General features: G+C 61.5%; 10 protein-coding genes. 9 read left to right on the forward strand and 1 reads right to left on the reverse strand.

Features of this window, described 5'->3' with window-relative positions; genetic code table 11:
• Positions 1 to 73 precede the first annotated feature (73 nt).
• The 4 genes from AC1RO5_RS09280 to AC1RO5_RS09295 all read left to right on the forward strand — a co-directional run bounded on the left by AC1RO5_RS09280 (position 74) and on the right by AC1RO5_RS09295 (position 7,398).
• A complete protein-coding gene (locus AC1RO5_RS09280; RefSeq protein WP_493174636.1) occupies positions 74 to 3,121 on the forward strand; it encodes an autotransporter domain-containing protein in 3,048 nt (1,015 codons plus the stop codon).
• 23 nt (positions 3,122 to 3,144) lie between these two features.
• Complete coding sequence (locus AC1RO5_RS09285; RefSeq protein WP_493174637.1) at positions 3,145 to 4,842, forward strand: polyurethane esterase; 1,698 nt, start codon at positions 3,145 to 3,147, stop codon at positions 4,840 to 4,842.
• Between the two features lie 97 nt (positions 4,843 to 4,939).
• Positions 4,940 to 6,793, forward strand: a complete 1,854-nt coding sequence (locus AC1RO5_RS09290) for a polyurethane esterase (RefSeq protein ID WP_493174638.1) — start codon at positions 4,940 to 4,942, stop codon at positions 6,791 to 6,793.
• 239 nt (positions 6,794 to 7,032) lie between these two features.
• The gene (locus AC1RO5_RS09295) at positions 7,033 to 7,398 is read left to right on the forward strand and encodes a hypothetical protein (RefSeq protein WP_493174639.1); all 366 of its coding nucleotides are present in this window, start codon (positions 7,033 to 7,035) and stop codon (positions 7,396 to 7,398) included.
• Positions 7,399 to 7,428: 30 nt separating this feature from the next.
• Here the strand turns inward: AC1RO5_RS09295 and AC1RO5_RS09300 are convergent, their stop codons facing one another.
• Positions 7,429 to 8,355, reverse strand: a complete 927-nt coding sequence (locus AC1RO5_RS09300; protein WP_493174640.1) for a 2-hydroxyacid dehydrogenase — start codon at positions 8,353 to 8,355, stop codon at positions 7,429 to 7,431.
• A gap of 272 nt (positions 8,356 to 8,627) precedes the next feature.
• Between AC1RO5_RS09300 and gabT the strand changes: the two genes are divergently transcribed.
• The 5 genes from gabT to AC1RO5_RS09325 all read left to right on the forward strand — a co-directional run bounded on the left by gabT (position 8,628) and on the right by AC1RO5_RS09325 (position 12,860).
• A complete protein-coding gene (gene gabT, locus AC1RO5_RS09305; RefSeq protein ID WP_493174641.1) occupies positions 8,628 to 9,920 on the forward strand; it encodes a 4-aminobutyrate--2-oxoglutarate transaminase in 1,293 nt (430 codons plus the stop codon).
• 96 nt (positions 9,921 to 10,016) lie between these two features.
• Complete coding sequence (locus AC1RO5_RS09310; RefSeq protein WP_493174642.1) at positions 10,017 to 10,673, forward strand: HAD family hydrolase; 657 nt, start codon at positions 10,017 to 10,019, stop codon at positions 10,671 to 10,673.
• A gap of 45 nt (positions 10,674 to 10,718) precedes the next feature.
• On the forward strand, positions 10,719 to 11,207 hold the full coding sequence (locus tag AC1RO5_RS09315) for an Lrp/AsnC family transcriptional regulator (protein WP_003174918.1): 489 nt from the start codon (positions 10,719 to 10,721) through the stop codon (positions 11,205 to 11,207).
• Positions 11,208 to 11,387: 180 nt separating this feature from the next.
• A complete protein-coding gene (locus AC1RO5_RS09320) occupies positions 11,388 to 12,593 on the forward strand; it encodes an acetyltransferase domain-containing protein (RefSeq protein WP_493174643.1) in 1,206 nt (401 codons plus the stop codon).
• 78 nt (positions 12,594 to 12,671) lie between these two features.
• Positions 12,672 to 12,860: a hypothetical protein gene (locus tag AC1RO5_RS09325; RefSeq protein ID WP_493174644.1), complete on the forward strand. Its 189-nt coding sequence runs from the start codon at positions 12,672 to 12,674 to the stop codon at positions 12,858 to 12,860.
• Positions 12,861 to 12,947 lie beyond the last annotated feature (87 nt).

A 12,947-nucleotide genomic window follows, 5' to 3' on the forward strand; every position in this document is an offset into this window, starting at 1 on the left:
CTCGCTCCTACAGGGATTGAGGAAGCCCCCTGGCCACAAGGATTTTTGCAACATAACTAAGGACGGTAGCTCGATGAATGACAAGTACAACAAACTTGCCTTGCTCTGCGCACTGGCAACCCTGGGCACCGCACATGCGGCGCCCTACGTGGAAAACGGCAGGGTCGGTGACCCGAACAGTTGGCGCAGCGCGGAGTTCAACGCCGACTGGGGTCTGGGGGCGATCAACGCTCAGGAGGCCTACGCGGCCGGCTACACCGGCAAAGGGGTGAAACTGGGGATCTTCGACCAGCCGGTCTACGCCTTGCACCCGGAGTTTTCCGGGGCCAACAAGGTGATAACCCTGGTCACCAGCGGCATCCGCGAATACACCGACCCGTACATTCCGGTCAAAGCCGGGGACGCTTTTCTCTACGACGGTTCGCCCTCGATAGGTTCCAACGGCAAACTCGGCGCCCACGGCACCCACGTTGGCGGGATCGCCGCTGGCAGTCGCGATGGCGGGCCGATGCACGGCGTCGCCTTTGGCGCGCAGATCATCAGCGCCGACAACGGCGACCCGGGCCCGGAAGACGGCATCATTCGTGGCAACGATGGTGCGGTGTACAAGGCCGGTTGGGACGCCCTGATCGCCAGCGGCGCGCGGATCATCAACAACAGCTGGGGTATCGGCATCACCGACCGCTTCGACCTCGGCGGCCGGGATCCGGCCTACCCGCACTTCACCGTGCAGGACGCGCAACTGCAATTCAACGAGATCCAGACCTTGCTCGGGACCAAACCCGGCGGAGCCTATGACGGCGCCATCGCGGCGGCCCGCAGCGGCATCGTCACGATCTTCGCCGCCGGCAACGACTACAACCTCAACAACCCGGACGCTATCGCCGGTCTCGGTTACTTCGTCCCGGAGATCGCGCCGAACTGGATGACCGTCGCCGCGTTGCAAAAGAACCCGGATATCAACAGCCCGGACCTCTACAACATCAGCACCTTCTCGTCGCGTTGCGGCTACACCGCGAGTTTCTGCGTGTCGGCACCGGGCAGCCGCATCTACAGCTCGATCATCAGCGGCACCAATGCCGATAACCTGACTACCGGCTACGCCAACTACAACGGCACCTCGATGGCGGCGCCGCACGTTGCCGGCTCGATAGCGGTGTTGATGGAGCGCTTCCCGTACATGACCGGCGCACAAGTTGCCAGCGTGCTGCGCACCACCGCCACCGACCTTGGCGCACCCGGCGTCGACGCGCTGTACGGCTGGGGCATGATCAACCTGCGCAAAGGCATCGACGGCCCGGCGATGTTTGTCACCGAACAGGACATTCCCGAAGAGTTCCGCATCAACGGCGCCTACGGCTCCAGCCAGTTCGTCGCGGACTTGCCGGGTATCGGCGCGATCATCGACGCCGGCAAACCCACCGAGCGTGTGTGCAATGACGTGCACTGCGGGCTCGACTTCTGGCGCAACGACATTTCCGGCCATGGCGGCCTGACCAAGCAGGGCATCGGCACGCTGGTGCTGACCGGCGCCAACACCTACACCGGCCCGACCCTGGTCAATCAGGGCCGATTGGCAATCAACGGTTCGCTGCTGTCGGCCGTCACCGTCAACAACAGCGGCATCCTCGGTGGTAACGGCAGCATTGCGGCGCTGACCGCGAAAAGCGGCGGCACCGTGGCCCCCGGCAACTCCATCGGCACCTTGCAGGTGGCGGGCGACGTGACCTTCGAACCTGGTTCTACCTACGCCGTAGAGCTGTCGCCTACCAGCAGCGACCAGATCATCGCCGACGGCAAGGCGATCATTGACGGCGCAACGGTCAGCCTGTCGCTGGAAAACAGCCCGACGCTGTTGACCACCGGCGAGGCGAAAACCCTGCTCGGCACTCAGTACAACATTCTGCAAGCAGCAGGCGGGATTGAAGGGCGCTTCGGTGCGGTAGTGCCGGATTACCTGTTCCTCGGCGGCACTCTCAATTATTCGGCGGGCGGCATTCAACTGGCCGTCGTACGCAACGCAACGTCGTTCACCAGTGCCGGCCAAACCCCGAACCAACGCGCCGTGGCCGCTGCCGCCGAGCAACTGGGCGCGGGCAATCCGCTCTACGAAACCTTGCTGCTGTCGCCGACCGCCGCTGTCGCGCAACAAGCGTTCCAGCAACTCTCCGGTGAAATTCATCCGGCGATCGGCACGCTGCTGATCAGCGACAGCCACTACCTGCGCGATGCCGTCGGCGAACGTCTGCGCGAGCGTGATCTGTTCGACGCCGGTGCACCGACCGATGACCGCAGCAACGCCTGGCTCAAAGTGCTCGGCGCCTGGGGCAAGAGCGATGGCGGGCATGACAACGCCAGTTCCAACAGCTCCATTGGCGGGCTGCTGGCCGGTGTCGATGGCTTGATTACTGAAGATACGCGGTTGGGTTTCGTCACTGGTTACAGCGATAGCTCGTTGAGCATGGGCGACGGCACGCATTCGCAGACCGAGGTCGACAGCTACCACTTGGGCGCCTACCTGGGCCATGAGATCGACGCGCTGCGCCTGAGTGTCGGCGGTGCTTATAGCTGGCATCGCATCGACGTCAAACGCGACCTGCAATTCGGTGACGTCAGTGGCAAGCAGAAATCCAAACGCGATGCGACTACCGCGCAACTGTTCACCGAAGCGGCCTATCGCCTGGACCTGCAACCGCTGGCACTGGAGCCGTTCGTCAACCTGGCCTACGTGCACCTGAACAGCGACAGCTTCAGCGAAAAAGGTGATGCCGCCGCACTCAAGGGCGGCGAAAACAACCGCGATGCGGTGCTCTCGACCCTCGGCCTGCGGGCGAGCAAAGCCATTGCGCTGTCCGACCAGCACCAGTTGGAACTGTCCGGCACGCTCGGCTGGCAGCACAACCTGAGCAACACCGGTTCCGAAGACCACCTGGCCTTCGTCAACGGCAACACCGCGTTCAGCGTGCAAAGCGTGTCGATGGACCGCGATGCCGCGGTGGTCGGCGCCCGTGCCGGACTGGCGCTGGGCCGCGATACCCGTTTGAACCTGGATTACAACGGGCTGCTCGGCTCCCGGGAAAAAGACCACGGTGTGGGCCTGACCCTGGACTGGCAGTTCTGATTTGACGCAAAGGAAGCAACAACATGGGACTGTTTGATTACAAAAATGCCGGCAGTGAGGCCGGCAAGGCGTTGTACTCCGACGCGATCGCGCTGACGCTCTACGCGTACACGCCCACCGGCCAGCCACTGCCGGCGACCGCTTGGGCGCCGATTGGCGCGGCGGCCCTGGGCTATCAGGGCAAGGTCGGGCCTCAAGGCACCTTCTATGGCGAGAAGGACGGCTTCACCAGCGCCGAAGCCGAAATCCTCGGTAAATACGACGGGGCAGGGAAGCTGATCGGCCTCGGCATTGCCTTCCGTGGCACCGGTGGCCTGGGCTACAGCGACACCTTCGGTGACATGAAAAACAACCTGCTGGCCGCGGTCGGCCCAGTGGATTACGCGACGAACTACGCGAAAAATGCCTTCGACACTTTGCTCAAAAATGTCGCCGCGTTTGCCATCGCCCACGGCCTGAGCGCCAAGGACGTACTGGTCAGCGGGCACAGCCTCGGCGGGTTGGGGGTCAACAGCCTGGCGGAGTTGAGCGGCAATAACTGGGGTGGTTTCTTCAAGGACGCCAGCTACATCGCCTTCGCCTCGCCGACCCAAAGCGCCACCGGCAACAACGTGCTGAACATCGGTTATGAGAACGACCCGGTGTTTCGCGTGCTTGACGGCACCACCTTCAGCAGTGGCTCGCTGGGCAAGCACGACGGTCATCAGGATTCGGCGACCAACAACATCGTCAACTTCAATGATCAGTACGCCTCCACCGCGCAGAACCTGGTGCCGTTCAGCATTCTCAACCCGCTGAACTGGTCGGCCCATGGCTCGTTGGGCTATGCCGACGGCTTGAACCGGGTAATCGACTCGCGCTTCTACGACCTCACCGACAAGGACTCGACGCTGATCGTTTCCAACCTGTCGGAGTCGTCCCGAGGCACCACCTGGGTCGAAGATCTGGGCCGCAGCGGCGAGCCCCACACCGGCAGCACCTTCATCATCGGCACCGACAGTAATGACTGGCTCAAGGGTGGCGCGGGCAACGACTTCATCGAAGGTCGTGACGGTAACGACCGGTTCCGCGATGACGGCGGCTACAACCTGCTGCTGGGCGGCAAGGGCAGCAACACCTTCGAGCTGCAGAAGCCGCTGCAGAACTTCAGCTTTGCCAATGACGGCGACGGCACCCTGTATGTGCGCGACGCCTACGGCGGCATCAGCATGACCCGCGACATCGGTGCGCTGGTGAGCAAGGAGTCGGGTTCGTGGTGGGGCAGCAAGGAGGTGACCTACAACGTCACCGCCAATGGCTTGCTCAATGGCACGGAACTGACCCACTACAACCACTCGCTCAACGGCGATGCCTACAGCAACACGCTGGTGGCCAGCGTCGACGGTGACTGGCTGTTCGGCAACGCCGGCAACGACCTGCTGCGCAGCGACAAAAGCCACGTGACCTTCGTCGGCGGCACGGGCAATGACGTGAGGCATGCCTCGGGCGGTGGCAACACCTTTCTGTTCAGCGGTGCCTTCGGCTTTGACGCGATCAATGGCTACCAGGGCAGCGACAAACTGGTGTTCATCGGCGTCCAGGGCGCGGGGCAGGGCTATGACTACACCCAGCACGCTTCACAGGCCGGCAACGACACGGTGCTGAAGATTGGCGATTACGCCGTGACACTGGTGGGGGTGGGACTGGATAACCTGTCGGCTTCGGGAATTACCTTTGCGTAAAGGCTGCATGCACTGGATGCTCCGGGGCGCCTCGTGATCGAGGCGTCCTGGCTGTGAGCTATCTCTGACAATTCCAACAAAGAGAGAGGCAATACCAATGGGTGTATATGACTACAAAAACTTCGGTACAGCAGATTCCAAGGCGTTGTTCAGCGACGCCATGGCGATCACGCTGTATTCCTATCACAACCTCGATAACGGTTTCGCCACCGGTTACCAGCAAAACGGCTTCGGCCTGGGCTTGCCGGCAACCCTGGTGACCGCGCTGATCGGCGGCACCGACTCCCAGGGCGTCATCCCCGGCATTCCCTGGAACCCCGATTCGGAAAAGGCCGCGCTCGACGCCGTGCAAAAGGCCGGCTGGACGCCAATCACCGCCGCGCAACTGGGCTATGACGGCAAGACCGACGCGCGCGGAACCTTCTTCGGCGAGAAGGCCGGTTACACCAGCGCGCAAGTGGAGATCCTCGGCAAGTACGATGCCCAGGGGCATCTCACGGAAATCGGCATCGCCTTTCGCGGCACCAGCGGCCCACGGGAAATCCAGATCGGTGATTCCATCGGCGATGTGATCAACGATCTGCTGGCGGCATTGGGTCCCAAGGATTACGCGAAAAACTACGTGGGCGAAGCCTTTGGCAATTTGCTCGGCAAAGTCGCGGCGTTTGCCCAGGCCAATGGCCTGGCGGGCAAGGACGTGCTGGTCAGCGGCCACAGCCTCGGCGGATTGGCGGTCAACAGTCTGGCGGACTTGAGCAGTGAAAAGTGGTCGGGGTTCTACCAGGATTCCAACTACATCGCCTACGCCTCGCCGACCCAAAGCAGCAGCGACAAAGTGCTGAACATCGGTTATGAAAATGACCCGGTGTTCCGCGCCCTCGATGGCTCGTCGTTCAACCTTGCCTCGGTAGGCGTGCACGACGCTGCCAAGGCATCGACGACCGACAACATCGTCAGCTTCAACGATCACTACGCCTCGACGGCGTGGAATGTGTTGCCGTATTCCATCACCAACATCGCCACCTGGATTTCACATTTGCCCACCGGTTACGGCGACGGCATGACCCGGGTGCTGGAGTCAAAGTTCTACGACCTGACCAGCAAGGATTCGACGATCATCGTCGCCAACCTCTCGGACCCGGCGCGGGCCAACACCTGGGTCCAGGACTTGAACCGCAATGCCGAAACCCACAAGGGCAGCACCTTCATCATCGGCAGCGACGGCAATGACCTGATCCAGGGCGGCAAGGGCAACGACTACATCGAAGGCCGCGATGGTAACGACACCTTCCGCGACAGTGGTGGCTACAACATCCTGTTGGGCGGCAAGGGCAGCAACGTGCTGGACCTGCAACAGTCGGTGAAGAACTTCGTCTTTGCCAATGACGGTGCCGGCAACCTGTACGTGCGCGACGCCAATGGCGGCATCAGCATCACCCGCGACATCGGCAGCATTGTCACCAAGGAGCCGGGATTTCTCTGGGGCGTGTTCAAGGATGACGTGACCCACAGCGTCACCGCCAATGGCCTTGCGGTCGGCAGCAACCTGACCCAGTACGCCTCAAGCGTGAAGGGCACCACCGGCGCCGACACCCTCAAGGCCCACGCAACGGGCGACTGGTTGTTTGGCCTCGATGGCAACGACCATTTGCTCGGCAGCAGCGGCAACGATGTGTTTGTCGGCGGTGCGGGTAATGACCTGATGGAATCGGGCGGCGGGGTCGATACTTTCCTGTTCAGCGGCGCGTTTGGCCAGGACCGGGTGGTGGGCTATCAGGCCAACGACAAACTGGTGTTCCTCGGGGTTCAGGGCGTTGCGCCAAACGACGACTTCCGCGCCCATGCCACGGCGGTGGGGCAGGATACGCTGCTGACGTTTGGCAGTGATTCGGTGACCCTGGTGGGTGTCGGGCTGGACAGTTTGTCCGGTAGCGCGATTGTGATCGCCTGAGGGTAATGGGGCGCCGGTAAGGGCCTCTTCGCGAGCAAGCTTCGCTCCTACATCTATGGAATGCGTTCCTCTGTAGGAGCGAGCGATGCGGCGATCCGACTTGCCCGCGAAGAACGATAACGCGATAGGACTCCTATACCTGCACCAACAGGAACTGGCACTAAAGCATCAGCCTCTTCATGCGTTACACTATAACGCCAGGACTGCATGCCGCCATTGAATACAGGAGATTTAGCAACGTGACTAATAGCAAGAGGTACACCTTCGGTCTGGCGCTGGCCTTGTTATCGGCAACCGCCGCCGCAGAACTGCCTCAGAGCTCGATTCTGACCCGTTACGGGGTCACTTCCGATCAACTGCCGAAACCGGCAGCCACCGAAACCGCCAAGCCCGTCGAAGAAAAAAGCCGCTTCCAGCTCCAGCCGGAACAGCCCTGGGTGACCGTGCGCCTGGGTGACGGCAAACAACCGGAGAAGACCGGCAATATCAGCATCGACCGTTCGATGCAGCAGGAACTGGAACGCTGCCAGCGCATGCAGGAACAACTGATCCGGCGTGGCGGGCAATATATTTCCTGTGATAACAGTATTCCAGGAACCCACTAAACACCGAGCGCCCCGTTACTGCATGGGCGCTCAATAACCCTGCGCACGATCGATCTCGCCGAGCATCGGCTCCCCCCGTTGATGCCGGCGGATGTTCTCCAGCAACACCCCAAACGCGCTTTCCGGCTGAGTCATCGCCGCGATGTGCGGTGTCAGCAGAATCTGCGGGTGGTGCCAGAACGGATGATCCGCCGGTGCCGGCTCCTGCTGCAGCACATCAAGCACCGCGCCGCTCAAATGCCCGCTGTCCAGCGCCTCCAACAGATCCTCTTCTATCAAATGCCCGCCACGGCCCATGTTGATCAGCGCCGCGCCCTTGGGCAGTTGCTCAAACAGGTTGCGATCAAGAATGCCCTGGGTCTGTTCGGTCAGCGGCAATACACACAACAGAATGTCGCACTGGCTGAGGAACGCCGGCAGTTGCGCGTTGCCGGCATAGCAATCGATCCCCGGAATGTGATGGGCACTGCGCGCCCAGCCAGACAAGGCAAAGCCCAGCGGTTGTAAGGTCGCCAGAATCTGCTGCGCCTGGGCACCGAGCCCCATGACCCCGACCCGACGTTTGGCCGCCGGTTGCAGCAAGTGCGCCTGCCAGCAGCGGGCTATTTGTTGCTCGCGATAGCGCAGCATGTCGCGGTGCAGGCTGAGTACGGCAAAAGTCGCGTATTCGCACATGCCGCGGGTGATGCCCGGATCCAGCAGGCGCACCACCGGCAAGCTCGCCGGCAAGCGACCGAGGTCGAGTTGATCGACGCCGGCGGACAGGGCAAACAGCACTTGCAGATTCGGCAGCACAACGTCGAGATCGTCAGGTGCCTGCCACGCGGCCAGGTATTGAATGTCCTTCGGGTCGCCGATGTCCGGCCAGGCGCGCCATTCGATATCCGGGGCGTGTTCGGCAAACAGCGCTTTCCACTGTTCGCCGCGCACAGGGTCAGCTTTATACAGCAGGGCCATGGGCATTTCCTGAAAGGTGAAGGGGCTGTCCATCATCGCGCAACGCCGGCGCAGGATCTGTCGAAAGCGTCGGGTTTAACGGGGGGTGTGACCTTGTATCGGCCCATCCCCGGCAGATTCGGCGGGCTGAAGGAATCTGCCGTTTGGCGGGGTGAAAACAGTCGATCCGAATTTCTCGGGGGGCAAGTTCGGCGTAGTTCGTTTCGCGCAAGCCTTAACCTGAACACCATCGCAACCACTTCCCGGTTGCCGGACTCACGATGGGAAATGCCATGAATAGCAAAGTCGACGAAACCCCTCATTTGCTCCGTCAGCGCGATCAATTCGTGCCACGTGGCCTGGTTACCGCGCACCCGTTGGTGATCGATCGGGCCCAGGGTTCAGAATTGTGGGACGTGGACGGCAAGCGCTACCTGGACTTTGTCGGCGGTATCGGTGTGCTTAACATCGGTCACAATCACCCGAAGGTGGTCGCGGCGGTGCAGGCGCAGTTGCAGAAAGTCTCCCACGCGTGTTTTCAGGTGGTGGCCTATAAGCCTTATCTCGACCTGGCCCAGCGCCTGTGCGAAATGATCGGCGGCCAGGACGCTTATAAAGCAGCGTTCTTCACCTCCGGCGCCGAAGCGGTGGAAAACGCGGTGAAGATTGCCCGCGCCCACACCAACCGCTCGGCGGTGATCGCCTTTCGTGGCGGGTTCCATGGACGGACCTTGCTCGGCACCACGCTGACCGGCATGAGCCAGCCGTATAAACAGAACTTCGGGCCGTTCGCACCGGAGGTCTTCCACACCCCGTATCCGAATGCCTATCGCGGTGTCACCAGCGACATGGCGCTCAAGGCACTGGACGAGTTGTTGGCGACCCAAGTGGCGCCTGAACGGGTCGCGGCGATCATCATCGAACCGGTGCAGGGCGATGGCGGTTTCCTTGCGGCACCGGCGGAGTTTCTTCAGGCTCTGCGCACGCTGACTGAAAAGCACGGCATCGTGCTGATCCTCGATGAGATCCAGACCGGTTTCGGGCGTACCGGCAAATGGTTCGGTTTCCAGCACGCCGGGATTCAGCCGGATCTGGTTACCGTGGCCAAGAGCCTGGCTGGCGGTTTGCCGCTGTCCGGTGTGGTCGGCAAAGCCGAGATCATGGACGCGCCATTGCCCGGCGGCCTCGGCGGTACTTACGGCGGTAACGCGCTGTCGTGCGCGGCGGCGCTGGCGGTGATCGAGGCCTACGAGCAAGAGCAGTTGCTGGCCCGTGGCGAAGCGTTGGGCGAGCGTCTGCGTCAGGGACTGTTGCGCTTGCAGGCCCGTTACCCGCGGATCGGCGACGTGCGCGGCAGCGGCTTCATGCTGGCGATCGAGCTGATCAAGGATGACGAGGCACGGACCGCGGATGCCGACCTCAACCAACGACTGATCGACGAAGCCCGGGCCGGAGGCCTGTTGGTAATCAAGTGCGGCGTGCAACGCAACGTGTTGCGCTTCCTCGCGCCACTGGTGACCAGCGAAGCACAGATCGATGAAGCGTTGCAGATTCTCGACGCGGCACTGGCACGAGTCTTGAACTGAGCTCACGCCAGCTCACGGGCGCTGCCACACGGCATCGCCCGTGAGCATTTATGGAGCATGGATTGATGGAATGCATCATCGGAGGCTTTACACACCATGGGGCTGACTGAGTATCGAGCGTTACTGATCGATTGCGATGAGGTGCTGGTGGATCGCGATTCCGGAGTCTGGGCGGCGTTGCAGCCGCTGCTCGACAGCCGTGGCGGTCACCCGGACAAGGCACAGGTGTTGGCCGAATTCAGCGAGGTGGTGCAGGCGCTGTACCCGCGTTTCGGCGAGTTGGGCTTCAGTGGTTTGCTGTGTTTCGCCCACCGTCAATTGGCCGAGCGCTGGGAGTTGAAAGCCAGTTGGGAGGAGGGCATGAGCTTCGCCCGGTCCGTCGTCGGCTGGTCGTTGTTCGAGGATGCACCCGGCGCCATGCTGTACTTGCGCAAGTTCTATCGCCTGCTGGTGCATGGCGACCGTGACGCCGAAGATCGCGGCCTGCTGTGCGAACGCCTGGGGATCATGCCCGACGATTTTATTTCCCTGGCAAGCGACCCATTGCAGGACCATGACTGGCTGGCGGCCAATGACCTTGATGCCAACACCATCCTCCAGGTAACCCGGCCTGGCGCCCGGCAACCGGGGGCGGGCGCGGTCTGCCTGATCTGTCGCGGCCGGGCCAGACACCCGTCGCCGTGCGCGGCGGATTACTGCATCAACAGCATGGCGGATCTGGTGGCTCAGCATCAGCTGTCTTTACGGCGCTGATTTTGCTAGAAGATTGTCTTACAAACGGCAGTCAAGAGGTACGCAATGGAAGGTTTAGTAAAACTGGACCGAATCGACATCAGCATCCTGGTTGAGCTGCAAAAGGACGGGCGCATGACCAACGTCAGCCTGGCCGATGCCGTGGGCCTGTCGGCCAGCCCCTGCCTGCAACGGGTCAAGCGGCTGGAGTCGGCCGGGTATATTTCCAGCTACAAGGCTCACCTGAACCTGGCCAAGATCACCGACTCAGTCACGGTGTTCACCGAGATCACCTTGAGCGACCACAAGCGCGAGGACTTCGCCAAGTTTGAGTCCAATATCCGTCTGGTCGACGAAGTGCTCGAATGCCACTTGATCAGCGGTGGCTACGATTACCTGGTGCGCTTCATGACACGCAGCATCCAGCATTATCAGGAAGTGGTCGAAAGCCTGCTGGACAAGAACATCGGCATCTCCAAGTACTTCAGCTACATCGTCATCAAGTCCCCCGTGCTCAAGGACGGCGTGCCGTTGCGCAAATTGTTGCGGCACTGAAGCTGACTCCGCGAACACATCCGTCGTCCACGCCATTGCAGCTCAAGCGCAACCCACGTGGGAGCGGGCAAGTCCGCTCCCACAGGTTCCTCACCGTAACTGACTGACATTGGGCATGCACTTCGGTGCTACGGGAAAATAGCCCGCGGTAGTCCACTGACCAAGACATGAGTAACTGATATGACCCTATCCACAAGCGTGGCAGGGCAGGCGGGAAGTGTTTCCCCTGCGCTGGCCACCAGCGTTGCCAAAACCAACACCCGGATGCTGGCCATCGATGCTCTGCGCGGTTTCGTCATGCTGTTGATGCTCATCGACCATGTGCGCGAAACCTTTCTGCTGCACCGTCAGGTCACCGACCCGATCGATGCGCTGAGCGTGACCCCGGACCTGTTCTTCACCCGCCTGCTGAGCACCCTTTGCGCCCCGGTGTTCATCTTCCTCACCGGGTTGTCGGCCTGGCTCTACAGCCAGAAACACACGGCCAATGAAACGTCGGTGTTCCTGCTCAAGCGCGGGCTATTCCTGGTGTTGCTGGAGCTCACGTTCGTGTGCTTTGCCTGGAACGCCGAGTTCCCGCCCAAGACGCTGTGGCTGCAAGTGATCTGGTGCATCGGCATCTGCATGATCGTGCTTGCCGGGTTGCTGCACTTCAAGCGCGGCTGGCTGATCGTGCTCGGGGTGGCGATCGTCGCCGGGCACAACCTGCTCGATGGCGTGACCGTGGGGCCGGAGTCGCCGTTCTTCGTGCCGTGGTCGATCCTGCATCAGCGCGTATTCATCGACATCACCGAGTTCACCCGGGCTCGCACCACGTACCCGGTGTTGCCGTGGATCGGCGTAATCCTGCTGGGCTGGGCCATCGGGCCGTGGTTCGGCAAGGACATGGACCCGGCAGAGCGGATTTCCCGCTTGCTCAAAGTCGGCTTCGGCCTGCTGGCGGCGTTTGTGTTCATCTGCTATCTGAACGTTTACGGCGAGAAACCCTGGGTGCAGACCGGTGATTCGCTGCGCACTTTCATGAGCTTCGTGAGCGCGAAGAAGTATCCGCCGTCACTGATGTTCCTGATGCCGACCCTCGGCCTGGGGCTGATTCTCCTGGCGTTGTTCGAGAAGGCCCAGGATCGCTGGTCCACCGCGACCCTGGCGGTCTACGGTGGTGCGCCGATGTTCTTCTACTTGTTGCACCTGTATGTGCTCAAGGCCATGTACCTGGTGGCCGTTGCCATCTGGGGCGCCAATCAGGGCACCTATTACGGCTTCGATAACCTGCCCATGGTCTGGTTGTGGAGCGTGATTCTCGGGGTGCTGCTGTTCTTCCCGACGCGCTGGTTCGCCAACCTCAAGCAGCGCCGTCGCGACATCGCGATTCTCAAATACCTCTGAGCCGCTCTTCGGTGTCCCCCCATTGGGCGGGACGCCTTACAGACCCGCTACGCACGACCGATTTTCCAGGAGAAAACTGTGAAGACGTTAACCACGCACGCCCTGCTTTTGGCCTTGGGAGGGGAAACCCTGCTCGCTCGGGCATCGGAACAAGACAACGCCAACGGTTTTTTGCAGGACAGCCAATGGAGCCTGCTCAATCGCAGCCTCTATGACCGCCGCGACTATGAACACGGGGCGCTCAGCAACGGCGCGCGCATCGCCTGATGCACCCGGCGCTGCTGCGCTCTATACCTCCGCATGACTGAACATCTTGTATGATTGGTCTTTGGAATAAGCTAACAGAGGCTTGTA

This window comes from Pseudomonas sp. GW822-FHT02G04, from assembly GCF_058802085.1.

What these genes read in the sequence shown, in the direction of transcription:
- AC1RO5_RS09280 (WP_493174636.1), top strand. Translation starts at nt 74, where the DNA reads ATGAATGACAAGTACAACAAACTTGCCTTGCTCTGCGCACTGGCAACC.
- AC1RO5_RS09285 (WP_493174637.1), top strand. Translation starts at nt 3,145, where the DNA reads ATGGGACTGTTTGATTACAAAAATGCCGGCAGTGAGGCCGGCAAGGCG.
- AC1RO5_RS09290 (WP_493174638.1), top strand. Translation starts at nt 4,940, where the DNA reads ATGGGTGTATATGACTACAAAAACTTCGGTACAGCAGATTCCAAGGCG.
- AC1RO5_RS09300 (WP_493174640.1), bottom strand. Translation starts at nt 8,355, where the DNA reads ATGGCCCTGCTGTATAAAGCTGACCCTGTGCGCGGCGAACAGTGGAAA.
- gabT (WP_493174641.1), top strand. Translation starts at nt 8,628, where the DNA reads ATGAATAGCAAAGTCGACGAAACCCCTCATTTGCTCCGTCAGCGCGAT.
- AC1RO5_RS09310 (WP_493174642.1), top strand. Translation starts at nt 10,017, where the DNA reads ATGGGGCTGACTGAGTATCGAGCGTTACTGATCGATTGCGATGAGGTG.
- AC1RO5_RS09315 (WP_003174918.1), top strand. Translation starts at nt 10,719, where the DNA reads ATGGAAGGTTTAGTAAAACTGGACCGAATCGACATCAGCATCCTGGTT.
- AC1RO5_RS09320 (WP_493174643.1), top strand. Translation starts at nt 11,388, where the DNA reads ATGACCCTATCCACAAGCGTGGCAGGGCAGGCGGGAAGTGTTTCCCCT.